Consider the following 23,294-nt stretch of genomic DNA (forward strand, 5'->3'; position numbering starts at 1 on the left):
GGCAGACTGGATGCCGCCACCGGAGTGGTTGTATTCGCCGTGGCTGCTGGCCGTGCTCGGCCTGGCGATCGGCAGTTTTCTGAATGTCGTGATCCACCGCCTGCCGCTGATCCTCGAGCGGCAGTGGAAGGCCGACAGTGCCGACATGCTCGGCCTGCCCGCGCCGTCCGACGACACCGACCGGCCGATGACGCTGTCGCGGCCGCGGTCGCACTGCCCGGCGTGCAAGCAGCCGATTCCGTGGACCAGCAATATTCCACTGATCAGCTACCTCGTCTTGCGCGGCCGTTGTGGCGCCTGTGGCGTCTCGATCCCATTGCGTTATCCGCTGGTCGAGGTGTTGTGCGCGCTGCTGTTCGCACTGGTTGCCTGGCGCTTCGGCGCGCAACCGGTGGCGCTGCTGTGGTGCGGCTTTGTCGCCGCACTGGTTGCGCTGGCGGGCATCGACTGGGATACGACGCTGCTGCCCGACGACATCACGCTGCCGCTGCTGTGGGCCGGGCTGATCGCCGCCGCGCTCGGCTGGACGATCCCGCTGTCGCAGGCGCTGTGGGGCGCGGTCGCCGGCTACCTCTCGTTGTGGTCGGTGTACTGGCTGTTCAAGCTCGCAACGGGCAAGGAAGGCATGGGTTACGGCGACTTCAAGCTGCTGGCCGCGCTTGGCGCCTGGCTCGGCGCATCGATGATCGTGCCAATCGTGCTCGCCGCATCGGTGTTCGGCGCGGTGGTCGGTATCGGGATGAAGTTCGCCAATTCGCTTCGCGAGGGCCGCTATGTGCCGTTCGGCCCGTTTCTCGCCGCCGCAGGCATCGCGATCGTGTTGCTCGGGGAACCGCGGGTGCTCGGCTGGCTCGGATGGGCATGAGGTTGGCCGATTGACGACGCAGTCGACCCTGCAACCGCTGCGCATCGGACTGACCGGCGGAATCGGCAGCGGCAAGAGCACGGTGGCGTCGCTGCTGGCCGGTCACGGCGCCGCGGTGATCGACAGCGATGCGATCGCGCGCCGCCTGACCGAGCCCGGCGGCGCGGCGATCGATGCGCTGCGTTCGGCCTTCGGTCCGCAGTTCATCGATGACTCGGGCGCCCTCGACCGCGACCGCATGCGTGCGCTCGTCTTTTCCGACACATCCGCGAAGCAACGGCTGGAGCAGATCCTGCACCCGCTGATCTTCGAACAGACCGAACAGCAAAGCCGGCTCAGCGCGGAATCGGTCAAGGTCTTCGATGTGCCGTTGCTGGTCGAGTCGAAACATTGGCGCAAACGGGTCGACCGCGTCTGGGTCGTCGACTGCCTCGAGCAGACGCAGGTCGAACGCGTGGTCAGCCGCTCCGGCTGGACGACCGACGCGGTGCATGCGGTGCTCGGCCGGCAGGCCAGCCGTGCACAGCGGCGCGCCGCTGCCGACGATGTCATCTTCAACGACGGCATCGGGCTCGACCAGCTGGCGCGGCAGGTCGAGCAGCTGTGGCGCCGTCTGTGCACCCGCTGATCGGGCCGCGCTGCGGCTGAGCCGCGCCGCCCTGTGGAACAATCGACCTTTGCGTGCATCCGATGCACGCAGTGACCTGCAAGGAAAGTCGCTTTGGTTCGCTACGAATACCCGTTCAACGAGAGCATCCGCACGATGCTCAGGGTCGAGCACCTGTTTGATCGACTGGCGCAACTGATGCCGCGCGACGCCGCGGTCGACCATCATTTTGCGCTCGTGACGCTGTTCGAAATCATGGACGTCGCATCGCGCGCCGACCTCAAATCCGACGTGCTGAAGGAGCTCGAACGCTGCCGGATCGGCCTGACCGGCTTTCGCGGCAACCCGTCGATTTCGGAACAGTCGCTCGATGCAGTGATCGCCCGCCTCGACCACGCCTACGAAGGGCTGAACCAGTCTTCCGGCAAGGCCGGCCAGGCCTTGACGGCCAACGAGTGGCTGATGAGCATCCGCAGCCGTGTCAGCATCCCCGGCGGCACCTGTGAGTTCGATTTGCCGGCGTATTACGCCTGGCAACAGCAGGACGGCTCGCGCCGACGCAGCGACCTGCTGAACTGGACCGGCTCGATGATGCCGCTTGCGGAAGCGCTGAGCCTGCTGCTGTCGCTGATCCGCGACTCGGGCGTGCCGCACAAGGTCGCGGCACCCGGCGGCCATTTCCAGCAGAGCCTGCCGACCGGCCGCAGCTTCAACCTGCTTCGTCTGCGCGTCGACGGCGATCTCGGCGTGGTGCCGGAAATCACCGTGCACCGTCTGCTGGTGTCTGTTCGCTGGTTGAAACAGGATCAGGAAGGCCGGCTCCGGCCCAGCCAGCAGGACGTTGCGTTCGAGCTGGCGCTGTGCAGCTGAGCGGGGGCAGGCGGATGGATAAAGGCATTCCGGTGCGCATCGTCACCTGCCCGTGCTGCAAGGGGCCGAGTCGTTATGCGAGCGACAACCCCTATCGGCCATTTTGCAGTGAACGCTGCCGCAAGGTCGACCTGGGCGCCTGGGCGAGCGAGCGTTTCCGCGTCGGCGCCGAACCGGCAGAAGGCGCCGACGACGGCGCCGACAGTCCGCCGCAGCCGCCGCACCACTGATCGGCGTTGCCGGCGGCGGCGGGCGCCGCCTTATTGTTCGGCGAAAGCCCGCTCGATCACGAAGTGGCCGGGCTTCGAGGTATTGCCTTCGAGGAACGCGCGCTGCTCGAGCAGGTGCTTCAGATCACGCAACATTGCCGGGCTGCCGCAGATCATCACCCGGTCATTCGCCACATCGAGTTTCGGAATGGCGAGATCATCGAACAGCTTGCCGTTGTCGATCAGCTCGGTGATACGGCCCATGTTTCGGTATGACTCACGGGTGACCGTCGGGTAGTACAGCAGCTGGCTTTTCACCAGATCGCCGATCAGCTCATGCGCCGGCAGGTGTTCGGTCAGCAGGTCGTGATAGGCCAGTTCGTCGGCCTGCCGAACGCCATGGACCAACACGATCTGCTCGAATTTTTCGTAGGTTTCCGGATCGCGGATGATGCTCATGAACGGCGCCAGCCCGGTGCCCGTCGACAGCAGATACAGGCGTTTGCCCGGCAGCAGGTAGTCGATCACCAGCGTGCCGGTCGGCTTGCGGCCGACGATCACGGTATCTCCGACCTTGATGTGCTGCAGCCGCGAGGTCAGCGGACCATCGGGTACCTTGATGCTGAGGAATTCGAGGTGATCCTCGTAATTCGCACTGACGATGCTGTAGGCCCGCAGCAGCGGCTTGCCATCGACACGCAGGCCGATCATCGTGAAATGGCCATTGCTGAACCGCAGCGCCTGGTCGCGCGTCGTTGTGAACGTGAACAGCTTGTTGGTCCAGTGATGCACGCTCAGCACGCGCTCTTCATTGAATGCACTCATTTGTCGAGGAAGGGCTTCTCAGGGTAAGCCCCTGATGATGCCACTCATCAGAAAGCCATCAAAGTTTTAAAAAGTTGGCTGTTTATTACTTTTGCGTCTGAACAGTCGGCAATGTTCGCAGCGTCAGACACCGTCGCCCCCTTGAAACCTGTTTTCTCGACCCTATAATTGCTTTGCTAGCACTCGTCGACCATGAGTGCTAACGGCTCCGGCCTCGAATCGAATCGCGCTGCCTGTTGGCCGACGTGGTGGATTCCGGCCCTCTCAAACAAGCTCTACCGAACCATCCCTAGGAGATGTCATGAAACTTCGTCCTCTGCACGATCGCGTGATCGTCAAGCGCCTGGAACAGGAAACCAAGACCGCTTCCGGCATCGTGATCCCGGACAACGCCGCAGAGAAGCCCGACCAGGGCGAAGTCCTGGCCGTCGGCCCGGGCAAGCGCAGCGAGAAGTCTGGTGACTTCATTGCGCTGAACATCAAGGTCGGCGACCGCGTCCTGTTCGGCAAATACAGCGGCCAGACCGTCAAGGTCGACGGCGACGAACTGCTGGTGATGCGCGAGGAAGACCTCTTCGCCGTCGTCGAGTAAGCAGCACAAACCAAGGCTCGGCGCTTTGCGCTGTGGCGCCCGCACAGGCGGGCAGCCAGTGTGAACTGCGCCTTTCCCATCAAGAATTCGGAGAATACAAATGGCAGCTAAAGACGTTATTTTCGGCGGTGATGCCCGCGCTCGCATGGTCGAAGGCGTCAACATCCTGGCCAATGCGGTCAAGGTGACGCTCGGCCCGAAGGGTCGCAACGTGGTGCTCGAGCGCTCGTTTGGCGCCCCGACCGTGACCAAGGACGGTGTCTCGGTCGCGAAGGAAATCGAACTGAAGGACAAGCTCCAGAACATGGGCGCGCAAATGGTCAAGGAAGTCGCTTCCAAGACCAGCGACAACGCCGGTGACGGCACCACCACCGCCACCGTGCTGGCCCAGGCGATCGTCCGCGAAGGCATGAAATATGTCGCCGCCGGCATGAACCCGATGGACCTGAAGCGTGGCATCGACAAGGCCGTCACCGCGCTGACCGAAGAACTGCGCAAGGCTTCGAAGCCGACGACGACCAGCAAGGAAATCAGCCAGGTCGGTTCGATCTCGGCGAACAGCGACGAGTCGATCGGCGAGATCATCGCGAAGGCGATGGACAAGGTCGGCAAGGAAGGCGTGATCACCGTCGAAGACGGCAAGTCGCTCGACAACGAGCTCGAGATCGTCGAAGGCATGCAGTTCGACCGCGGCTACCTGTCGCCGTACTTCATCAACAATCCGGAAAAGCAGTCGGCCAGCCTGGACAACCCGTTCGTGCTGCTGTTCGACAAGAAGATCAGCAACATCCGTGACCTGCTGCCGACGCTCGAGCAAGTCGCGAAGGCCGGCCGTCCGCTGCTGATCATCGCCGAGGAAGTCGAAGGCGAAGCACTGGCGACCCTGGTCGTCAACACGATCCGCGGCATCCTGAAGGTTGTTGCCGTCAAGGCCCCGGGCTTCGGCGACCGCCGCAAGGCGATGCTGGAAGACATCGCGATCCTGACCGGCGGCAAGGTGATTTCGGAAGAAGTCGGCCTGACGCTCGAGAAGGTCACGCTGGCTGATCTGGGCCAGGCCAAGCGCGTCGAAGTGGGCAAGGAAAACACCACGATCATCGACGGCAACGGCGCCGCCGAGGACATCGAGGCCCGCGTCAAGCAGGTCCGCGTCCAGATCGAGGAAGCGACCAGCGACTACGACCGTGAGAAGCTGCAAGAGCGCGTGGCCAAGCTGGCCGGCGGTGTTGCGCTGATCAAGGTTGGCGCCGCGACCGAAGTCGAGATGAAGGAGAAGAAGGCCCGCGTCGAAGACGCACTGCACGCAACCCGTGCGGCCGTCGAGGAAGGCATCGTTGCCGGCGGTGGCGTTGCGCTGCTGCGCGCCAAGCAGGCTGCTGGCCAGATCAAGGGCGACAACCCCGATCAGGACGCCGGCATCAAGCTGATCCTGCGCGCGATCGAAGAGCCGATCCGCATCATCGTGCAGAACGCCGGTGGCGAAGCCAGCGTCGTCGTCAATGCAGTGCTGGCCGGCAAGGGCAACCACGGCTACAACGCTGCCAACGACACCTACGGCGACATGATCGAGATGGGCATTCTCGACCCGACCAAGGTGACCCGCACCGCGCTGCAGAACGCCGCTTCGGTGGCATCGCTGATGCTGACGACCGAGGCGATGGTTGCCGAGGCACCGAAGGAAGAGTCCCCGGCCGGTGGCATGCCTGGTGGCATGGGCGGCATGGGTGGCATGGGCGGCATGGACATGTAAAATCCGCCGCGGTCCGGCTTCGGCCGGACCCGGCTCGGCACCGGTCGATTCGACGGTTGCCACGCCTGCAAGACGAGGGCCGCAGCGATGCGGCCCTTTTTTCGTTTGCTGATCAGCCGGCGGCGAAATTGCCGATCAACTCGGCAATGCGGTCGGGCTGCTCGTGGATCACCCAATGGCTGGCGTGCGCAATGCGTTCGATGTGCAGCGACGGCACCCAGCGCTCGAGGCCATCGAGCAGCGATGGCGGCAACGCACGGTCGGCTTCGCCCCAGATCACCAGCGTCGGCAGCGTCACGGTCACATCGCGGTCGGCAAATTCGATGCGGTTGACGGCCGAATCGCTTGCGGTCGGCGGCCGCAACGGTGTCGCCCGGTAATAATTCAGCGGCCCGTCGAGGCCTTGTTGCCACAGCGCCCGATATCGAGCGCGCGTCGGTTCGTCGAGCCAATCGCAGCCGGGTGATTCCCCGAGGGCTTCGAAAAAACGCCACAGCCGCTCGAAGTCGTTTTCCGCGAGCAATCGGCCGGCATCCGGACGAACCAGAAAATTCATGTATGCGCTCGCCGCCTGTTGCTGCGGGTTGTCGCGCAACTCGCGCAGGAACGTTGCCGGATGCGGCGCATTGATGATCACCAGCCGGCGCAGACCGGCAGGCTGCCGCGCCGCCAGATTCCACGCCACCGCACCACCCCAGTCGTGGGCCACCAGCACTGCGTCACCGCCGAGCCGTTCGACCAGCGCCGCGATGTCGCCCACCAGGTGGGCGGGCCGATAGGACTCGACCTCGCTCGGCACCGACGACGGCGCATAACCGCGCAGGTTCGGTGCGACACAGCGAAACCGGTCGGCGAGTCTGGTGATCACCTCATCCCAGACAAAGGCCGCTTCCGGAAACCCGTGCAGCAGGACCAGCAGCGGTGCGTCAGCATCGCCAGCCGCTCGGCAGGCGATGCGGATGCCGTGTGGCAGCTCGACGTCAAACGTCTCGATCATCGTCCCCGCCGGGCGTCGCCGCAGCGCCATGCACCCATTGATGCAGCGTCAATGCGGCATCGCCTATGCCCTGCTTCTTCAATGCGGAAAACAGCGTCACGCCGAGATCGGCCTGGTCGGTCGCGACCTCGGCGAGCAGCGCCTGCGCCGATGCCAGCGCCGTGCTGGCCTGCTGCCGGTTCAGCTTGTCGGCCTTGGTCAGCAGTACCAGCAACCTGACCGTGCCATTGGCCAGCCGGCCGGAAACGAAATCGAGCAGCTGACGATCGAGGTCGGTGAAGCCATGCCGGGAATCGACCATCAGCACGACGCCGCTGAGGCTGCGCCGAACCGACAAATAATCGGCCATCACCTGCTGCCAGCGCAATTTGGCGCCGCGCGCCACCGCCGCATAACCGTAGCCCGGCAAGTCGGCGAACAAGGCATCGGGCCTGTCTTTCGGACCGAGCTCGAACAGGTTGATGTGCTGGGTGCGCCCCGGCGTCTTCGATGCAAAGGCCAGCCGTCCCTGCTGCGTCAGCGTGTTGATCGCGGTGCTCTTGCCGGCATTCGAGCGACCGACGAAGGCGATCTCGGGCAGCTCGGTGATCGGCAACTGGTCGAGCTGGCTGGCCGTTGTCAGGAAGCGGGCGGTGTGGGCCCAGGCCAAGGCGCGCTTCTCTGGCGAAGGGGCGGCCACCGTGGGCGCTGATGAAGCTCGCCTGCCGACGGCGTTCTCGGTACGGGTAGCGGAGGATGGGCTTTTCATTGGCGTGGCGTGCTCTGTTCGTCGGGTCAACACCACGGCAGCGCCGCTGGCAGCGGCACCATGAATCTCCACGGCTCGGCCCATTGTAAAATCTTGTGGTTTGACCCGACGCATCCGTGACTCAACCGGCCAATTTCATGAAGTCTTCCGACCGCTCGCTGTTCACCAACGCCACCCGCCTGTCTTTCGTCGGCTTCATTCTGGCTGGCGCAGTCTCGACGGCGATGGCGGCGGACGCACCCGCTGCCGTCATCAAGGCCGATCCTGCAAAGGGCGAGGCAACGGCCACTTCGGTGTGCGCGGCCTGCCACTCGGTCGACGGTTCCCGCGGCAGCCCGGCCAATCCGATCATCCAGGGCCAGCATCCGCAATACCTGACCAAGCAGTTGATCGAATTCAAGAGCGGCAAGCGCAACAACCCGATCATGAAGGGTTTTGCCAGCGCGCTGAGCGAGGACGACATGAAGAATGTCTCCGCGTTCTACGCGACAAAGATGGCCAAACCCGGTGCCGCGAAGGACAAGGACCTGGTGGCATTGGGCCAGAAGATCTACCGCGGCGGCATTCCCGATCGGAGCATCCCGGCCTGCTCGGGCTGCCACAGCCCGTCGGGCGGTGGCATCCCGGCCCAGTATCCGCGTCTGGCCGGTCAGCATGCGGATTATTCGGCCGCGCAGCTGATCGCCTTCCGCGACGGCATCCGGCAGAACAGCCCGCAGATGACGGCCATCGCCGCCAAACTGAATGATCGCGAGATCAAGGCGCTGGCCGAATATACGGCCGGCCTGCAATAAGCAGACGGCGTCCCGGCACAAAAAGGCCCGGCACCACCGGGCTGTTCCGGCGATCGGCATGGCGGCTGGCGGCTTATAGTCGCCCCACCCTTTTCGGACACGTCCGCCATGCCCTACGTTTCACGCAATGCCCAGGGGCAGATCGAGAGTCTGCACCGAACCGCCAGCGCGACCGCGGGTGAATTCGTCGACGACCGGCACCCCGATGTGCTCGAGTTCCTCGGTTCGATCGACGATGACGACACCTTCTCGCAACTCGATGCCGGCTTCGTGCGGGTCATCGAAGACCTGGTCGACGTGTTGCTGGCAAAAAATATCCTGAACATCACCGACCTGCCGGCCGAGGCGCAGGCCAAGCTGTTCCAGCGCAAGGGTTTCCGCGACAGGATATCGTCGAACTCCTTGCAGCTGTTCGACATCAATTCGAGCGACGTGATCTGACACGCCGCCGGGCGGAACGGACGCCGCAAGGCGGACCGTCACGCTGCTGCCCCTTATCGGTAAGAAAGCGCGCGATGCGTCCGACTGCCTTGTTCAGCCGGAGAAGATGCTCATGCGTTCACGATTCGACCGCGGGTTCCAGCACCGCCAGACCAGTGAGATCACCCCGATCCAGATCTTTGCGCAGCGCCGTGACTGGCTGCAGCGGATGGCACTCGGCTGCGCCGGTGCCAGCCTCGCGCTGTGGGCATCGCGCGATGCGAGGGCCCAGATCGGCAGTGCCCGGCCCGGCAAACTGGCCCCGCTGCCGGCCAGCCGTTCGAATGTCGCCGGCGCTCTGACGATGGAGCCGCTGACGACCTATGCGGACGTCACCAGCTACAACAATTTCTACGAATTCGGCACCGACAAGGCCGATCCTGCACGCCACGCCCACAGTCTGAAGACGCGGCCGTGGACGATTGCCGTGGAAGGCGAAGTCAGGAAGCCGAAGGTCTTCGACATCGACGAACTGCTCAAGCTCAGTACACAGGAAGAGCGCATCTACCGTTTGCGTTGCGTCGAAGGCTGGTCGATGGTCGTGCCGTGGATCGGCTACTCGTTGTCCGAGCTGATCAAGCGGGTCGAGCCGACCGGCAATGCCCGCTATCTCGAGTTCGTCACCGAGGCCGATTCGAAAACCATGCCCAATCTGCGTTCGTCGGTGCTCGACTGGCCGTATGTTGAAGGGCTGCGCCTCGACGAGGCGATGCATCCGCTGACGCTGCTGACATTCGGTCTTTATGGCGAGATCCTGCCGAACCAGAACGGCGCGCCGGTGCGCCTGACCGTGCCATGGAAATATGGCTTCAAGAGCGGCAAGTCGATCGTCAAGATCCGCTTCACCGAAAAGCAGCCACTGACCAGTTGGAACAAGGCCGCGCCGCAGGAGTACGGCTTTTATTCGAACGTCAACCCGAATGTCGATCATCCGCGCTGGAGCCAGTCGTCCGAACGCCGCATCGGCGAGGATGGCCTGTTCAAGAAGCGGCGGCCGACGCTGATGTTCAACGGCTACGAGGCCCAGGTCGGACAGCTTTATGCCGGCATGGACCTGAAAAAATTCTTCTGACCAGGCGTCGATGAAGCCAGCAGTCCGGACCGTCGGCGCAGACGCCGCGACACGGCGGCGCAGCAGCGGCAACCGGGTCTCGCGCTGGCTGATGAGCCCACTGGCCAAGCCGCTGCTGTTTGTCTTGTGCCTGCTGCCGTTTGTCTCGCTGTTCCATGCAGCCTGGACCGACTCACTTGGTGCCAACCCGGCCGAGGCGCTGATCCGCAGCCTCGGCGACTGGACCCTGCGCCTGCTCTGTCTCACATTGACAGTGACGCCGCTGCGACAGCTGAGCGGCCAGCCGGCGCTGGCGCGATTCCGGCGCATGCTCGGCCTGTTCACCTTTTTCTACGCCTGCCTGCACTTCCTCTCCTACGGCTGGCTCGACATGGGGCTCGACGTCAACGAGATCCTGCGCGATATCGCAAAACGCCCGTTCATCCTGGTCGGCGCACTGGCACTGCTGCTGATGACGGCGCTCGCTGCGACCTCGTTCAACCGCGCGGTCAGATGGCTGGGCGCACAGCGCTGGCAGTGGTTGCACCGCACGATCTATCTGATCGCGATGCTCGCGCTGCTGCACTTTTTCTGGATGCGGGCCGGCAAGAACGACTTCGCCGAAGTGGCGGTTTATGCCGCCATCATCGCCGTGCTGTTCGGCTGGCGGATCGTGCAGGCGCTGCTGCGCCGCCGCGTCGCGCTGCGCGGCGAACGCAGGCCGTGATCGCTCATTCGCGCCACGGCAGCATCATCGTCAACATCAGCAGCTTGTCGAACTCCGGCTCGAAGCGGTCGACGACCGCCTGCGGATCGGGGCACAGCCGGCGGTCGGTGATCAAGCCGAACTGCACGCCGCCGCCATACGACAACACACTGACACCGACACCGATATCGCCCGATTGCGGCACCCAGAACATCGTCTGGCGCAGCGTCGATCCGCAGAAAGTCAACGCTTCAGCGGGGCCCGGGACATTCGTCATCACCGCAGTGGCCTTCTTGGCAAACAGGCCAAGCAGCGAGTCCTGCAGCGGCTTGATCAGCAGGCCGGCCATCGCCAGCAGGCCGAATGCCAGCAGCGGCTGGAAACTGCCTTTCAAGCCGTTCATCCGGGCACGCACCGCGTAGACACGCTGCACCGGATTGGCCAGACCGATCGGCAACACCAGCGGCACCAGTCCGAAGCGGTTGCCGAGTTGCCAGGCCTCGTCGAGCGGGCGCAGGTTGACCGGCACCATCACGCGGATCTCCTTGCCGTCCGGATCGTCGCCAATGCTGTGCAGATAGCTGCCGAATGCGCCGGCGACACAGGCCAGCAGCACATCGTTGACCGAGCAGCCGAGCGCCTTGCCAACCGCCTTCACGCGCTCGAGCGGAAGCGGCTCGCCCCAGGCGACCAGCTTCCTGCCACCCGGCTTGCCTTTCAGCCGGGTCGGTGAATCGTCTTCCATCAACGCCAGCGCAGCAACGTCGCCGACCATTTGCTGCACGCCGCGCGCCAGTTGCAGCGATTCGAGCAGCGGCCGGTGCGGGTCGGCGAGTGCCTGCGCCGCCTTGCCGAGGCCGCGTTCATAGACCTCGAAGGCCTTCGCGGCGATCTCGCCGAGCGGTTTGAGCAGTTCGTCGAACAGACCCGGATCGCTTGCCCCGGCAGCCGAATGGCCGCCACCGCGCCTCGACCGCGGCGGATCGGCGCCTTCGTCGGTGATCGACAACATCACCGAGATCAGCGCGATGCCGTCGCCGATGCAGTGGTGTATCCGTGCGATCAGCGCGCTGCCGCCTTCGTAGCCGTCGACCAGATGCAGTTGCCACAATGGTCGCGTCGGGTCCAGCGGCGTGACCGCCAGCTTGCCGATCAGAGCCTGCAGCGCAGCCCGCTCCGACTGGCCGCGGCGGCGCGGCAGCCGGGTCTGCACCACATGCTGCTCGATGTCGAACGACGCGTCGTTGCGCCAGATCGGCCCGACCGGATCGTCGACGACGGATTGCCTGAATCGCGGGTACAGCAGCAGCCTGGAGGCGAGCCGCTCGATCAACGCAGCGCGGCTGATCGCCGGGCTGAGCAGCCAGACGCCGACAATCATCATCAGGTTGACGTCGCTGTCCATCCGCAGCCATGCGGTATCGACGCGCGACATCCGCTGCTCGACGGCGCCACGGGCCGTATCCTGGTTGCCGGCCGCCCGTGTCCGCCTTTTCGCTGCCGCGGCAGCTCGCACCATTGCTCTTGCTCCTTGGTCTGCGCCACCGTTGCTGACGACGATGCTTGTTAGCATGCGAACCGTCAATCGACACTTTCACCCACCAGCCAGGAGTATCCATGTCACTGGACCAGAAGTTCGAGCAAGCCGTCGCCGAATCGAAAACATTGCCCGAAAAGCCGGACAACGCGACCTTGCTGAAGATCTATGCCTTGTACAAGCAGGCAACAAGCGGCGACGTCGACGGCAAGCGGCCCGGCTTTTCCGATCTGGTCGGCCGCGCGAAGTGGGACGCCTGGAACGAGCAGAAGGGCAAATCGAGCGACGAAGCGAAACAGGAATATATCGACCTGATCGAGTCGCTGAAATAAGCTCGGTGCCCGCACCATGCGGGCGAAGCGGAGCGCGCCCGGTCAGCCGGCCTTGCGCGTCTTTTTTGCTGCCGTCTTCGCAGCCGGCGCGCGCTTTTTAGGCGTTGCCGGCTTGGCCGTCGTCGGCGTCCCGCTGTCCGCGAGCAGGTCGTCGAGGTTTTTCTCGATTTCGGTTTCGATGCGCTTGCTGAATGCGCCGAGCAGAAAGCCGAGCTTGGCATCGAGATCGAAATGATCGTCGGCGACGATCAACTGGCCGCTGACGCCGGTGCGCTCGAAATTGACGACGTCGCTGAACTCGCCTTCGACGACGGTGCATTCCATGTCGAATTTCTGTTCGACTTCCTCGGCCCACCGCCAGGCGATCTTGCGTGCCTTTTCCAGCCCGAGCTGGTGTTCGCGGTGGATGTGAATCTGCGCCATCACGGCCTCCGATCGTTTGATGTCAATTCGATTCTGCGGCAAAAAGCGCCTTGCGCTCGGCGTCGGGCAATCGGGAGATGCGCTTGACCTCGGCGTAGAACGCATCGAAGTTGCTGCCGCTGCGTTCGAAGATCGCTTCGAATTCGGGCACCTTCGAGTTGTAGGCGGCGATCAGGCCGAGCGACGCATTGTTGGCAGCAGCGATCCAGCCGTCGTAACCAGAAAAGCCATCCCAGCGCTGTTCCTTCAACAGCCGGTAGCGCTCTCGCATCGACGCCATCACCCGGTCGCGCGCGGCCCGTTTGTCCTGAGCACTGCCGTCGCCGTCGTAGACCGCCTCGAGCTCGCGTCGCGTCTGCCGCGTCAGCTCGCGAAAATCCTGCTGCCGGCTCTGCTGGCGCTCATATTCCTGCCGCGCCGCTTCGCTGCCGCGCTGGCTCAGCCAGCGCCGCGCGCCGATGCGTTCGACCGCGGTCGCAAATGATTCGTTGAAACCGGTGTCGCCTGCCAGATAAACGACCTGGTGGCTCAGCTCATGGAAGATCAGGCCGGCGAGCTGTCCCTCCGGATAGTGGATGAAGGTATTCAGCAGCGGATCGGCAAAATACTCGCCCGGAATCTTGCCGAGTGTCGAATAGGCCGGCACCGCATACACCAGCACGTCGAGGCCCTCGTCGCGCAACGGCGCCACGGCGCGATCGGCATCGGCGCGGTCGTAATAACCGCGGTAGCCGACGCAGCCGACGACCGGATAGCACCAGGTCTTCAGTCTGAGGCTCAGCTCCGGCGCAGCGACGACATTCCAGACCGCGGCGCGGCGGCCGATGTCGGCATAACGGCGGTAACTCGCGTTGTCGGGCAGCTTCAGTTCGCTGACCGCAAAATCGCGGATCCGCTGCGACAGCAGCAACCGATCGCGCAAGGCGGGCGGCGTCGCGTCGTCGGCCAGCCAGTCGGGCACTGGCCGGGCCGCGGCAACCAGCTGCAGATGGCCGCCGACCGACTGCGCCAGATAACCGAGCGGTGCGCAGCCCGCGAGCAGCATGCTGCAGGCCAATACAAGCAACCAGCCGGCCGGACCGGCAGAGCGGCGCGACACTTTCGATTGCGCCGTCACTCGCCCTCGTTCGCCGGACCGGCCGCCTCGACCTCGACCAGGCAGTCGTAGAAGGTCGGCGCGCGGCCGAGATCGGTCAGCGCCTGGCTGGTCAGCTGGTTGACGTTGGTGCCGTCTTCTCCGAACTTTCGCCACCAGATTCCGAGCCCGTGGACAACGCCCAGCTTCGCGCGCTGGTTGATGCGCAAGTGGCAACGGTGGCTGCCGCGGTCATTGAAGACCCGCACCAGCTGGCCGTCGGCGAGGCCGCGTGCAGCGGCATCGTCGGCATGCATCTCGAGCAGCGGGCGTCCTTCGATCGCACGCAGGCTCTTCATGTTGACGAAGCTCGAATTGAGAAAATTGCGCGCCGGCGGCGAAATCATCGCCAGCGGATAACGTTGCGCCAGCGCAGGCGCAGAGCGGGCGGATTCGAAATTGGGCAGGTAGTCGGCGCCGCCAAAGATCGGGGAGCTGATCCGGCAGCGGCCATCGGCGGTCGGAAACCCACCGTCGGCAAACGGCGCATCCGCGAGGTCGAGCTTGACCCAGCCGTCCCGCCGCAGGGCCTGGGGATCGACCGTCGGCCCGAAAGCGGTCTGCGCAAGCGCCTCGTCACTGTCCAGGAAGCAGGCGTCGTCGAACCCCATCCGCGCAGCCAGATCGCGAAAGATCTGCGTATTCGGCCGTGCTTCACCGACCGGCATGATCGCCGGCTCGTTGCGCAGCACATAGGTGTGGCCGTAGCTGCCGTGGACATCGAGGTGCTCGAGTTGCGTCGTCGCCGGCAGCACATAGTCGGCCAGATCGGCGGTATCGGTCATGAAATGTTCGAGCACGACGGTGAACAGGTCGGACCTCTCGAAACCGCGCACGACCTTTGCCGAGTCGGGTGCGACGGCTACCGGATTGCTGTTGTAGACGACAAGCGCCTCGATGCGCGGGCCGAAGCGGCTGCCGTCCGGCAGCGCCTCGCCGGTCTGGCGCAACAGGTCGTCGCCGATCTTCACCATGTTCAGCGTGCGCGGCTGGCGGCCGGCCAGCAGATCGGGACGCTCCATCGCGGCGACGTTGAACGGGAACCAGCCGGACGCCGACAGCAGCATGCCGCCGGCGGCGTCGCGCCAGGCACCGGTCAGGCATGGCAGCAACGCGATCAACCTGACCGCATTGCCACCGCCGCGAACCCGCTGCATGCCGTAGTTCAGCCGGATCGCCGCCGGCGCCAGCGTCCCATAATCCCGGGCCAGGCCGCGCACCTCGTCGACGCTGATGCCGCATTCGGCTGCAGTGCGCTCCGGCGGCCACGCCAACGCCCGCTCGCGCAACGCCGCCCAGCCTTCCGGTCCGTTCTCGACATGGGCGTCGATATAGGCCTGGTCGAGCCAGCCGTTGCGGATCAGCTCGTGCATCATCCCGAGCGCCAGTGCACCGTCGGTGCCCGGCAGCAGTGCGATGTGCTGGTGGCATTTGTCGGCGGTTTCGGTGCGCCGCGGGTCGATGCAGATCAACTTGGCCCCGGCGCGCTTCGCGGCCTGCGCAAAAGTCCAGAAATGCAGGTTCGATGCGATCGAATTGCTGCCCCAGATCAGGATCAGCTTGCTGTTTGCGTAGTGCTCGAGGTGCATCCCGAGCTTGCCGCCATAGGTTGCACCGAGCGCCGCCGCACCGGCACTGGCACAGATCGTCCGATCGAGCAGCGATGCGCCGAGGCGGTGGAAAAAGCGCCGGTCCATGCTCGATCCCTGCAGCAGGCCCATCGTTCCGGCATAGCTGTACGGCAGGATCGCTTCCGGATCGCGGGCGGCAATCTCGCGAAGCCGGCGGGCGATGTCGTCGAGCGCGTCGTCCCAGCTGACCGGCTCGAACTGCGGCGCGACACCGGCCTGCTTCGGGCCGACCCTGCGCAGTGGGTGCAGCACCCGCTCCGGATGGTAGGTGCGCTCGGTATAACGCGAGACCTTGGTGCACAAGGCGCCATGGGTCGGCGGATGGTCCGGATCCCCCTGCAACTTGATCGCGATGCCGTTGCGCACGGTGACGCGGATCGCGCAGGTATCGGGGCAGTCGTGCGGGCAGGCCGCACGGACGACGACGTCGGTCTCCGGCGCTGCCGATTCGAGGGTGGTCTCGCTCATGCTGAACTATTGCACAGGGTGGCTACCGGCTGCGCAACGGCCGGCCGGCGGGTAAACTGATTTTCCCGCGGCGGCGAGCAGACCGCAGCGCGGTATCCGGGAGTCCCCATGCGCCTGATTGAATCCATCCTCGCCGACGCGGCCGCCATCGCCACCGTGCGGCGCGATATCCACGCCCACCCCGAACTGTGTTTCGAGGAAAACCGCACCTCGGACCTGATCGCCCAGCAGCTGACCGAATGGGGCATTCCGATCCACCGCGGCCTCGGCAAGACCGGTGTCGTCGGCATCGTGAAAAACGGCAGCAGTTCGCGCGCGGTCGGGCTGCGCGCCGACATCGATGCGCTGCCGATGAGCGAACACAACACCTTCGCCCATGCCAGCCGCCACCCCGGCAAGATGCACGCCTGCGGCCACGACGGCCATACCGCGATGCTGCTGGCGGCAGCCCGGCACCTGGCGAAAAACCGCAACTTCGACGGCACCGTCTATCTGATCTTCCAGCCGGCCGAGGAAGGCGGCGGTGGTGCACGCGAGATGATGAACGACGGGCTGTTCGACAAATTTCCGATGGAGGCGATCTTCGGCGCACACAACTGGCCGGGCATGCAGGTCGGCCAGTTCGCAGTAAAGAACGGCCCGTGTTTTGCCAGCAGCAACGAATTCCGCATCACGATCCGCGGCAAGGGCGCCCATGCCGCGATGCCGCACAACGGCATCGACCCGGTGCCGATCGCCTGCCAGATGGTGCAGGCCTTCCAGACCATCATCACTCGCAACAAGCGGCCGATCGATGCCGGCGTGATTTCGGTGACGATGATCAATGCCGGCGAAGCGACCAACGTGATCCCCGACGCCTGCGAGATGCGCGGCACGGTGCGCACCTTCACGCTCGAGGTGCTCGATCTGATCGAGCGGCGGATGCAGGAAATTGCCGAGCACACCTGCGCCGCATTCGGTGCGACTTGCGAATTCGAGTTCAAGCGCAACTACCCGCCGACGATCAACCATCCGGCCGAAACCGCCTTCGCCCGCACGGTGATGGGCGAAGTCGTCGGCGCCGACAACGTGCTCGAATTCGAGCCGACGATGGGCGCCGAGGATTTCAGCTTTTTCCTGCAGCAGTTGCCCGGCTGCTATTTCCTGATCGGCAATGGCGACGGCAGCCACCGCGAAGGCGGCCACGGCATGGGGCCGTGCATGCTGCACAACCCGAGTTACGACTTCAACGACGAGCTGATTCCGCTCGGCGCGACGCTGTGGGTGCGGATGGCTGAAGCCTGGCTGGCCCGGGCGCGCGGCTGACCCGCCGTCGATGGACGCGCTGTTCTCCACCAGTTATGCCGAGGCGCGCGGCAAATTTGTCGCTGCGGCGCAGGCGGCGGGACTGGCGGTGCAGGCCCATCAGCATCCGCTGGTTGGCCGCGACGGCGAGACACTGTCACTCGATGTCGTCGTCGACGGCCCCGCCGATGCACCGCGCCGGCTGCTGATCAGCAGCGGTTGCCACGGCATCGAGGGTTATTGCGGCTCGGCGGTGCAGACGATGCTGCTCGGCGATGCCGCATTGCGCGCCGCCTGCCGCGGCGTCGGCGTCAGCGTGATCCACCTGCATGCGTTGAACCCGTGGGGCTTTTCGTGGTGGCGCCGCACCACCCACGAGAACGTCGACCTGAACCGCAATTTCCACGATTTCAGCCAGCCATTGCCGGACAACCCCGGTTACGACGAACTGGCTGAGTTGCTGGTGCCCGAGCAGTGGCCACCGAGTGACGACGTCAAGGCGGCACTCGGCAGCTTCATCGAACGCCACGGCATCGGCGCCCTGCAGGCGGCGATCTCCAGTGGCCAGTATTGCCATCCGGACGGGCTGTTTTATGGCGGCCAGGCGCCGAGTTGGAGCAATCTGGCATTGCGCCGCATATTGCGCGAGGTGCTGCCCGGCGCCAACCGCATCGGCTGGATCGACGTGCACACCGGGCTCGGCCCCTGTGGCGTCGGTGAGCGGATCTCCGCCGCACGCGATGATCCGGAGACGTTGGCGCGGGCGCGCCGCTGGTGGGGTCCGCAGGTGACCTCGATCGTCGAGGGCAATTCGAGTTCGGCGCGGCTCGACGGCCTGATGTGGCAGGTCATCGAGCAGGAAAATTTCGGCGCCGAATATACCGGCATCGCACTCGAATTCGGCACCGTGCCGCTGATGGCGGTATTCGACGCCTTGCGCGCCGATCAATGGCTGCAAAACCATCCCGACGCGCCGCCAGCAACGGCCGCGGCAATCAAGCAGCAGATCCGCGCGGCATTTTTTGTCGATACCGACGAATGGAAGCAGGCGGTGCTCGAGCAGGCGCTGCAGGCAACGATGCAGGCGGTCGCCGGCCTGTCCGCCGACCAGTCGGCCGCCTGAATCCGGTACCTGCTACTGCTTCTCGGCAAGCGCTTCACCAGCCGGCAACAGGCCGGCCTCGACCAGATCGCTTCGCGCGCCGTCGGCATCAACAAACAACCGCGCCTGCCAGCCGAGCCGCGCCGCCGCGTCGACGTTGACCGGGTTGTCGTCGAAAAACAGCAGTTCATCCGCGGCGCTGCCGAAGTGTCGCTCGGCCAGCTGAAAGATCGCGCTTTCCGGTTTGACGATGCCGACCTCGGACGAAAAGATGCCGCCGTCGAAGGCGCCATCGATGCGCGCGAGTTGCTGCTGCACATGGTCGACATACGTCGCCGGCATGTTCGACAGGTAGACCAGGCGGTGGCCGGCGCGGTGCAGTTCGGCCAGCAGCGCAGCGGTGTCCGGACGCAACTGCAGGTGTGCAGGGATCGCGTCCATCACGCGCTCGACCTCGGCGTGTGACAGACCGCTCGCCCCATCGGCGATGCGCCGTGCCACCTCCGTCGCACTGAGGCTGCCGCGGTCAAATTCGGCCCAGGCGCCGCCGGGGCGGAACGATTCAAAAAACGAAGTGGCGAGCACGGAGGCGGCTTCGTCTGAATCGATCCGCTGCGCCAGGCAGTGGCGCAGCAACTCGGCCGGCTGCCAGTGCAGCACGACGCCTCCGAGGTCGAAAACCAGCGTCGTCGCCATCAGCCGCGCAGCCGGGCCAGCAGCCCGGCGGTCGATGCGTCGAGGCCGCTGACATCGCCGCTGGCAAAGCGCGGCACCAGCTGTTTGCACAAGGCCTTGCCAAGTTCGACGCCCCACTGGTCGAAACTGTTGATCTGCCACAGCGCACCGCTGGTGAATACGCGGTGCTCGTACAACGCGATCAATGCACCGAGGCTGGCCGGCGTCAGCTGGTCGAGCAGCAGCGTCGTGCTCGGCCGGTTGCCGGGGAAGCTGCGGTGCCTGGCGAGCAGTTGCGGGTCGATGCTGTCCGATGCGGTCGGCGGCTTCTCCTTCGCTGCCTCGTCGGCGGTCTTGCCGACCATCAGCGCCTGCGCCTGGGCGAGGCCGTTGGCGAGCAGCAGCTCGTGCATCTGCTGCAGCCCGTGGGTCGGTTTGCGGACCAGGATGAATTCGACCGGGATCGTTTCGGTGCCCTGGTGCAGCATCTGGAAATAGGCATGTTGGCCATTGGTGCCGGGCTCGCCCCAGACGACCGGGCTGGTCGCATACGGCAACGGCCTGCCGGCCAGGTCGACCCGCTTGCCGTTGCTTTCCATCTCGAGCTGCTGCAGGTAGGCCGGCAGCCGCGCCAGCCCCTGGTGGTAGGGCGCGACGCTGCGGCTGCCGAACTGATGGAAATTGCGGTACCAGACGTCGAGCAGGCCGAGCAGCATCGGCAGGTTGCGCTCGACCGGTGCCTGCGCAAAATGCCGGTCCATCCGGTGTGCGCCGGCAAGCAGCGCGCGGAAATGTTCACTGCCGATCGCGATCGCGATCGGCAATCCGATCGCACCCCACAGCGAATAACGCCCGCCGACCCAGTCCCAGAAGCCGAAGGTCGTCGTGATGCCGAATTCGGCGGCAGCCTCGACATTGGTCGTTGCGGCAACAAAGTGTTTGCCGATGTCCTTGCCACCTTCGCCGAGAAACCAGTTTTTCGCAACGGCCGCATTGGCCATCGTCTCCTGTGTCGTGAAGGTCTTGCTGGCAATGATGAACAGCGTCTCGCGCGGCTTCAGCCGACGCAGCACCGGCGTGATGTCGTGGCCATCGACATTCGAGACGAAATGCATCTGGATGCCGGGATGGGCAAAGGCATCGAGTGCACGCACGACCATCTGCGGCCCGAGGTCGCTGCCGCCGATGCCGATGTTGACGACATGGCGGATGCCGCTGCCGGCGGTGTCGCGCACCTGCTCGGCATAGGCCAGCAGCGCATCGAGGGTGTGGTGCACCTCGTCGCTGAACGGCCCCTTGCCATCACCCGAGCGCGGTGCCCGCAGCGCGGTGTGCAGCGCCGCCCTGCCCTCGGTCGTATTGATCGGCTCGCCGGCCAGCAGCGCATCGCGGCGCTGCTCGATCCGGCATTCGGCGGCAAGCTCGTGCAGAAATTTGAGGCCGGCGACGTCGATCAGGTTTTTCGACAGATCGGCAAAGATTTCCGGCGCCTCGACGCTGAAGTGGTTGAAGCGGTCCGGGTCGTGTTGGAAGGCGTCGCGCAGATCGAAATCGCGGCCATGGGCCTCGTAATGCCCGGCCAGTGCGGCCCAGGCCGGCGTCTCGTCGCAGCGTGGAGTCGTCATCGTCAAACCTCCCCCGGCGTTGCGCTCGCCTTGCCGCTGCGTGCCGCCTCAATCAGGCCTTCCAGCCGCAGCGCATCGGCGGCGAACGCTCGGATGCCTTCGGCGAGTTTTTCGGTCGCCATCGCATCCTGGTTCAGCGCATAGCGGAAACCGGGCTCGCTGAAAACCACCGCATGAAGCGGCGAGTCCTTGGCCTGCTGCGGGTCGAGCCGGCGCTGCAGCGGCTCGTCGCTGGCCTGCAGTTCGGCCAGCAGTTCCGGGCTGATCGTCAGCAGGTCGCAGCCGGCGAGTGCGCGGATCTGGCCGAGGTTGCGAAAACTCGCGCCCATCACCTCGGTCGGGATGTCGAACTTCTTGTAATACGTGTAGATCTGCGACACCGATGACACGCCGGGATCGTTGCTGCCGGCATTCGCCGCCTCGTCCCACGATGAACCTGCCGCCTTCTTGTACCAGTCGTAGATGCGACCGACAAACGGCGAGATCAGCGTGACACCGGCCTCGCCGCAGGCGACCGCCTGGCAGAACGAGAACAGCAGCGTCAGGTTGCAGTGGATGCCCTCGTGTTCGAGGATGCGCGCGGCCTGAATGCCTTCCCAGGTCGATGCGATCTTGATCAGCACCCGCTCGCGTTCGACGCCGGCCTGCTCGTACAGTGCGATCAGGCTGTGTGCCCGCGCAACCGTCGCCGCGGTATCGAAGGACAGCCGTGCATCGACCTCGGTCGACACGCGACCGGGAATGGTCTTCAGGATTTCCTGACCGAAGCGGACCAGCACGTTGTCGACGATCTGGTCGACCGCGCGATCCGGCATCGCGGCGACGCACTCGGCCAGCAGCGGCGCATATTCCGGTTGTTGCACGGCTTTCAGGATCAGCGACGGATTGGTCGTCGCATCGCGTGGCGCAAACGCGGCCAGCTGCTTGAAATTGCCGGTATCGGCGACAACGGTCGTGAACCGCTTCAGTTGATCAAGTTGATTCATGGCATTTCGAGGATACGGGAGAGCGCGGGATTCGCCCGCGGATTGACCGCGAGCGCCGAAATGGGCATCATGCGTGTAACTAAATTACATCCGCTCGATTGTTGCGGATTCGAAGCACGCTGTCATGTCTTTTGATCTCGTATTTTTTGGTGGAACCGGCGACCTGACATGGCGCAAGCTGATGCCTGCATTGTTTCAGGCGTTCCGTCACGGCAAGCTGCCGGCCGACGGCCGCATTCTCGCGGTCGCCCGCGAGGAGCAGGACGACCAACGATACCGCCAGTGGCTCGGCGAGCGGCTGCAACGGGTCGAGGATGCAAAACGGCCGAGCGAACAGGAGTTTGCACAGTTCGCCGAGCTGGTGCACTACCGCCGGATGGACCTGTCCCGCCCGGACGACTACAGCGGGCTGAAGGCCTGGCTCGACGAACGAAGCGCCGACACGGCAGTGCTTTATCTGGCCACCAGCCCGCACCTGTTTCCGCAGATCTGCGAACAACTCGGCGCGGTCGGGCTGAACCGGCCGAATGTGCGGGTCGTGCTCGAAAAGCCGCTCGGCCACGACCTGGCGAGCGCGCAGCGGATCAATCGCATCGTCGGCTCGGTCTTTGGCGAGGAACAGGCGTTGCGGATCGACCACTACCTCGGCAAACCGGCGGTGCAGAACCTGATGGCGCTGCGCTTCGGCAATGCCTTGTTCGAGCCACTGTGGCGGCGCGACAGCATCGCGAACATCCAGATCACGCTGGCCGAAAGCATCGGTGTCGGCTCGCGCGGCGATTTCTACGACGGCACCGGCGCGCTGCGCGACATGATCCAGAACCATGCACTGCAGTTGCTGACGATGGTCGCGATGGAGCCGCCGTCGAGCCACGATGCCGATGCGATCCGCGACGAAAAGCTGAAGGTGCTGCGCTCGCTGAAGCCGTTCGACGAGCAAAGCGTGCTGCGCGATGTCGTGCGCGGCCAGTACCGCAAGGGCATGGCGGAGGACGGTGTCGTCATCGGCTACCTCGACGAGGAACGGGTTCCGCCGAACAGCCACTGCGAAACCTTCGTCGCGTTGCGCACCGAGGTGCAGAACTGGCGCTGGGCAGGGGTGCCGTTCTACCTGCGCACCGGCAAGCGGCTGGCCGAGCGAGATGCGCAAATCGTCGTCAATTTCCGGCCGACGCCGCACAGCATCTTCCCCGGCGCGAGCCAGCCGAACAAGCTGGTGATCAAGCTGCAGCCGGAAGACGGCCTCGAGTTGCACCTGCTCGCCGCCAAAGGCAATGTGCAGGGCGAATCGCTGGTTCCGGTCTCGCTCGATCTCGATTTCGACAAGGCCTTTGCCGAAAACCGCGTCGGTGCCTACGAGCGGCTGCTGCTCGAGGCGATTGCCGGGCGCTTGAACCTGTTCGTGCGCAGCGACGAGCAGGAACAGGCCTGGCGCTGGGTCGAACCGATCCTGCAGACCTGGCAGCGCAGCGACGGCGCGGCTGGCGGGCCGCGGCCGTATGCCGCCGGCACCTGGGGGCCGGCAGCGGCGAGCGCACTGGTTGCGCGCGACGGTTTCAGCTGGGCCGAAGAGCAGTGAGCAACGCCGAGAAATCCACACCA

At 64.9% G+C, this 23,294-nt stretch carries 24 protein-coding genes; 14 read left to right on the top strand and 10 right to left on the bottom strand.

The window, feature by feature from the left end; all coding sequences use genetic code 11:
- The first annotated feature begins 10 nt into the window (after positions 1–10).
- From ACNH6H_RS06825 to ACNH6H_RS06840, 4 genes are all read left to right on the top strand, one after another.
- Positions 11–865: a prepilin peptidase gene (locus tag ACNH6H_RS06825; RefSeq protein WP_418321258.1), complete on the top strand. Its 855-nt coding sequence runs from the start codon at positions 11–13 to the stop codon at positions 863–865.
- A gap of 10 nt (positions 866–875) precedes the next feature.
- Positions 876–1,493, top strand: a complete 618-nt coding sequence (gene coaE, locus ACNH6H_RS06830) for a dephospho-CoA kinase (protein ID WP_418316727.1) — start codon at positions 876–878, stop codon at positions 1,491–1,493.
- A gap of 93 nt (positions 1,494–1,586) precedes the next feature.
- Positions 1,587–2,342 carry a cell division protein ZapD gene (zapD, locus tag ACNH6H_RS06835; protein WP_418316729.1) on the top strand — a complete coding sequence of 252 codons (756 nt, stop codon included), beginning with the start codon at positions 1,587–1,589 and terminating at the stop codon, positions 2,340–2,342.
- 14 nt (positions 2,343–2,356) lie between these two features.
- Positions 2,357–2,572, top strand: a complete 216-nt coding sequence (locus tag ACNH6H_RS06840) for a DNA gyrase inhibitor YacG (RefSeq protein ID WP_418316731.1) — start codon at positions 2,357–2,359, stop codon at positions 2,570–2,572.
- Positions 2,573–2,602: 30 nt separating this feature from the next.
- Here ACNH6H_RS06840 and ACNH6H_RS06845 read toward each other — a convergent pair whose 3' ends face one another.
- A complete protein-coding gene (locus ACNH6H_RS06845) occupies positions 2,603–3,376 on the bottom strand; it encodes a ferredoxin--NADP reductase (RefSeq protein ID WP_418316733.1) in 774 nt (257 codons plus the stop codon).
- Positions 3,377–3,677: 301 nt separating this feature from the next.
- Between ACNH6H_RS06845 and ACNH6H_RS06850 the strand changes: the two genes are divergently transcribed.
- Entirely contained in the window at positions 3,678–3,968 is a 291-nt protein-coding gene (locus ACNH6H_RS06850) for a co-chaperone GroES (RefSeq protein WP_418316734.1), read from the top strand.
- A 100-nt stretch (positions 3,969–4,068) separates the two neighbouring features.
- A complete protein-coding gene (gene groL / locus ACNH6H_RS06855) occupies positions 4,069–5,718 on the top strand; it encodes a chaperonin GroEL (RefSeq protein ID WP_418316736.1) in 1,650 nt (549 codons plus the stop codon).
- 112 nt (positions 5,719–5,830) lie between these two features.
- Here groL and ACNH6H_RS06860 read toward each other — a convergent pair whose 3' ends face one another.
- A complete protein-coding gene (locus ACNH6H_RS06860) occupies positions 5,831–6,715 on the bottom strand; it encodes an alpha/beta fold hydrolase (RefSeq protein ID WP_418316738.1) in 885 nt (294 codons plus the stop codon).
- A complete protein-coding gene (gene yihA / locus ACNH6H_RS06865; protein ID WP_418316740.1) occupies positions 6,699–7,364 on the bottom strand; it encodes a ribosome biogenesis GTP-binding protein YihA/YsxC in 666 nt (221 codons plus the stop codon). Before yihA ends, ACNH6H_RS06860 begins: the two co-directional genes overlap by 17 nt.
- A 323-nt stretch (positions 7,365–7,687) precedes the next feature.
- Here yihA and ACNH6H_RS06870 point away from each other — a divergent pair, with 323 nt between their 5' ends.
- The 4 genes from ACNH6H_RS06870 to ACNH6H_RS06885 all read left to right on the top strand — a co-directional run bounded on the left by ACNH6H_RS06870 (position 7,688) and on the right by ACNH6H_RS06885 (position 10,515).
- The gene (locus ACNH6H_RS06870) at positions 7,688–8,257 is read left to right on the top strand and encodes a c-type cytochrome (RefSeq protein ID WP_418321259.1); all 570 of its coding nucleotides are present in this window, start codon (positions 7,688–7,690) and stop codon (positions 8,255–8,257) included.
- 108 nt (positions 8,258–8,365) lie between these two features.
- Positions 8,366–8,698, top strand: coding sequence for a hypothetical protein (locus tag ACNH6H_RS06875; RefSeq protein WP_418316742.1), 333 nt, complete (start codon positions 8,366–8,368; stop codon positions 8,696–8,698).
- A 106-nt stretch (positions 8,699–8,804) separates the two neighbouring features.
- Positions 8,805–9,809 carry a protein-methionine-sulfoxide reductase catalytic subunit MsrP gene (gene msrP, locus ACNH6H_RS06880; protein WP_418316743.1) on the top strand — a complete coding sequence of 335 codons (1,005 nt, stop codon included), beginning with the start codon at positions 8,805–8,807 and terminating at the stop codon, positions 9,807–9,809.
- Between the two features lie 91 nt (positions 9,810–9,900).
- Complete coding sequence (locus ACNH6H_RS06885; RefSeq protein WP_418321260.1) at positions 9,901–10,515, top strand: sulfite oxidase heme-binding subunit YedZ; 615 nt, start codon at positions 9,901–9,903, stop codon at positions 10,513–10,515.
- A gap of 4 nt (positions 10,516–10,519) precedes the next feature.
- Here the strand turns inward: ACNH6H_RS06885 and ACNH6H_RS06890 are convergent, their stop codons facing one another.
- Entirely contained in the window at positions 10,520–11,929 is a 1,410-nt protein-coding gene (locus ACNH6H_RS06890) for a wax ester/triacylglycerol synthase family O-acyltransferase (protein WP_418321261.1), read from the bottom strand.
- Positions 11,930–12,111: 182 nt separating this feature from the next.
- On the opposite strand from ACNH6H_RS06890, the gene ACNH6H_RS06895 reads away from it, so the two are divergent.
- Positions 12,112–12,363 (top strand): acyl-CoA-binding protein, encoded by a 252-nt coding sequence (locus tag ACNH6H_RS06895; protein WP_418316744.1) that lies wholly within the window; start codon positions 12,112–12,114, stop codon positions 12,361–12,363.
- A 42-nt stretch (positions 12,364–12,405) separates the two neighbouring features.
- Here ACNH6H_RS06895 and ACNH6H_RS06900 read toward each other — a convergent pair whose 3' ends face one another.
- Genes ACNH6H_RS06900 through ACNH6H_RS06910 form a run of 3 tightly spaced genes read right to left on the bottom strand, consistent with a single transcriptional unit; the run spans position 12,406 to position 16,020 of the window.
- Complete coding sequence (locus tag ACNH6H_RS06900) at positions 12,406–12,786, bottom strand: polyhydroxyalkanoic acid system family protein (RefSeq protein ID WP_418316746.1); 381 nt, start codon at positions 12,784–12,786, stop codon at positions 12,406–12,408.
- Between the two features lie 22 nt (positions 12,787–12,808).
- Entirely contained in the window at positions 12,809–13,903 is a 1,095-nt protein-coding gene (locus tag ACNH6H_RS06905) for an aminopeptidase (RefSeq protein WP_418316747.1), read from the bottom strand.
- Positions 13,900–16,020, bottom strand: coding sequence for a molybdopterin-containing oxidoreductase family protein (locus ACNH6H_RS06910; RefSeq protein WP_418316749.1), 2,121 nt, complete (start codon positions 16,018–16,020; stop codon positions 13,900–13,902). Before ACNH6H_RS06910 ends, ACNH6H_RS06905 begins: the two co-directional genes overlap by 4 nt.
- A gap of 108 nt (positions 16,021–16,128) precedes the next feature.
- On the opposite strand from ACNH6H_RS06910, the gene ACNH6H_RS06915 reads away from it, so the two are divergent.
- Complete coding sequence (locus ACNH6H_RS06915) at positions 16,129–17,325, top strand: M20 aminoacylase family protein (protein ID WP_418316750.1); 1,197 nt, start codon at positions 16,129–16,131, stop codon at positions 17,323–17,325.
- 10 nt (positions 17,326–17,335) lie between these two features.
- Positions 17,336–18,427: a M14 family metallopeptidase gene (locus ACNH6H_RS06920; protein ID WP_418316752.1), complete on the top strand. Its 1,092-nt coding sequence runs from the start codon at positions 17,336–17,338 to the stop codon at positions 18,425–18,427.
- Between the two features lie 12 nt (positions 18,428–18,439).
- Here ACNH6H_RS06920 and ACNH6H_RS06925 read toward each other — a convergent pair whose 3' ends face one another.
- From ACNH6H_RS06925 to tal, 3 genes are read right to left on the bottom strand one after another with little or no spacing between them, the layout of a single operon-like run.
- Positions 18,440–19,102, bottom strand: coding sequence for an HAD family hydrolase (locus ACNH6H_RS06925; protein ID WP_418316753.1), 663 nt, complete (start codon positions 19,100–19,102; stop codon positions 18,440–18,442).
- Positions 19,102–20,706 carry a glucose-6-phosphate isomerase gene (gene pgi, locus ACNH6H_RS06930; protein ID WP_418316754.1) on the bottom strand — a complete coding sequence of 535 codons (1,605 nt, stop codon included), beginning with the start codon at positions 20,704–20,706 and terminating at the stop codon, positions 19,102–19,104. The genes ACNH6H_RS06925 and pgi overlap by 1 nt, the downstream gene beginning before the upstream one ends.
- Before the next feature lie 2 nt (positions 20,707–20,708).
- Entirely contained in the window at positions 20,709–21,692 is a 984-nt protein-coding gene (gene tal, locus ACNH6H_RS06935; protein ID WP_418316755.1) for a transaldolase, read from the bottom strand.
- 124 nt (positions 21,693–21,816) lie between these two features.
- Here tal and zwf point away from each other — a divergent pair, with 124 nt between their 5' ends.
- Positions 21,817–23,271 carry a glucose-6-phosphate dehydrogenase gene (gene zwf / locus ACNH6H_RS06940; RefSeq protein ID WP_418316757.1) on the top strand — a complete coding sequence of 485 codons (1,455 nt, stop codon included), beginning with the start codon at positions 21,817–21,819 and terminating at the stop codon, positions 23,269–23,271.
- Positions 23,272–23,294: the final 23 nt, after the last annotated feature.

This window comes from Pseudideonella sakaiensis, assembly GCF_048320135.1.
Lineage (GTDB): Bacteria > Pseudomonadota > Gammaproteobacteria > Burkholderiales > Burkholderiaceae_C > Ideonella_A > Ideonella_A sakaiensis_A.

What these genes read in the sequence shown, in the direction of transcription:
- ACNH6H_RS06825 (WP_418321258.1), top strand. Translation starts at nt 11, where the DNA reads ATGCCGCCACCGGAGTGGTTGTATTCGCCGTGGCTGCTGGCCGTGCTC.
- ACNH6H_RS06840 (WP_418316731.1), top strand. Translation starts at nt 2,357, where the DNA reads ATGGATAAAGGCATTCCGGTGCGCATCGTCACCTGCCCGTGCTGCAAG.
- ACNH6H_RS06845 (WP_418316733.1), bottom strand. Translation starts at nt 3,376, where the DNA reads ATGAGTGCATTCAATGAAGAGCGCGTGCTGAGCGTGCATCACTGGACC.
- ACNH6H_RS06850 (WP_418316734.1), top strand. Translation starts at nt 3,678, where the DNA reads ATGAAACTTCGTCCTCTGCACGATCGCGTGATCGTCAAGCGCCTGGAA.
- groL (WP_418316736.1), top strand. Translation starts at nt 4,069, where the DNA reads ATGGCAGCTAAAGACGTTATTTTCGGCGGTGATGCCCGCGCTCGCATG.
- ACNH6H_RS06860 (WP_418316738.1), bottom strand. Translation starts at nt 6,715, where the DNA reads ATGATCGAGACGTTTGACGTCGAGCTGCCACACGGCATCCGCATCGCC.
- ACNH6H_RS06870 (WP_418321259.1), top strand. Translation starts at nt 7,688, where the DNA reads ATGGCGGCGGACGCACCCGCTGCCGTCATCAAGGCCGATCCTGCAAAG.
- ACNH6H_RS06875 (WP_418316742.1), top strand. Translation starts at nt 8,366, where the DNA reads ATGCCCTACGTTTCACGCAATGCCCAGGGGCAGATCGAGAGTCTGCAC.
- msrP (WP_418316743.1), top strand. Translation starts at nt 8,805, where the DNA reads ATGCTCATGCGTTCACGATTCGACCGCGGGTTCCAGCACCGCCAGACC.
- ACNH6H_RS06885 (WP_418321260.1), top strand. Translation starts at nt 9,901, where the DNA reads ATGAGCCCACTGGCCAAGCCGCTGCTGTTTGTCTTGTGCCTGCTGCCG.
- ACNH6H_RS06890 (WP_418321261.1), bottom strand. Translation starts at nt 11,929, where the DNA reads ATGTCGCGCGTCGATACCGCATGGCTGCGGATGGACAGCGACGTCAAC.
- ACNH6H_RS06895 (WP_418316744.1), top strand. Translation starts at nt 12,112, where the DNA reads ATGTCACTGGACCAGAAGTTCGAGCAAGCCGTCGCCGAATCGAAAACA.
- ACNH6H_RS06900 (WP_418316746.1), bottom strand. Translation starts at nt 12,786, where the DNA reads ATGGCGCAGATTCACATCCACCGCGAACACCAGCTCGGGCTGGAAAAG.
- ACNH6H_RS06910 (WP_418316749.1), bottom strand. Translation starts at nt 16,020, where the DNA reads ATGAGCGAGACCACCCTCGAATCGGCAGCGCCGGAGACCGACGTCGTC.
- ACNH6H_RS06915 (WP_418316750.1), top strand. Translation starts at nt 16,129, where the DNA reads ATGCGCCTGATTGAATCCATCCTCGCCGACGCGGCCGCCATCGCCACC.
- ACNH6H_RS06920 (WP_418316752.1), top strand. Translation starts at nt 17,336, where the DNA reads ATGGACGCGCTGTTCTCCACCAGTTATGCCGAGGCGCGCGGCAAATTT.
- ACNH6H_RS06925 (WP_418316753.1), bottom strand. Translation starts at nt 19,102, where the DNA reads ATGGCGACGACGCTGGTTTTCGACCTCGGAGGCGTCGTGCTGCACTGG.
- pgi (WP_418316754.1), bottom strand. Translation starts at nt 20,706, where the DNA reads ATGACGACTCCACGCTGCGACGAGACGCCGGCCTGGGCCGCACTGGCC.
- tal (WP_418316755.1), bottom strand. Translation starts at nt 21,692, where the DNA reads ATGAATCAACTTGATCAACTGAAGCGGTTCACGACCGTTGTCGCCGAT.
- zwf (WP_418316757.1), top strand. Translation starts at nt 21,817, where the DNA reads ATGTCTTTTGATCTCGTATTTTTTGGTGGAACCGGCGACCTGACATGG.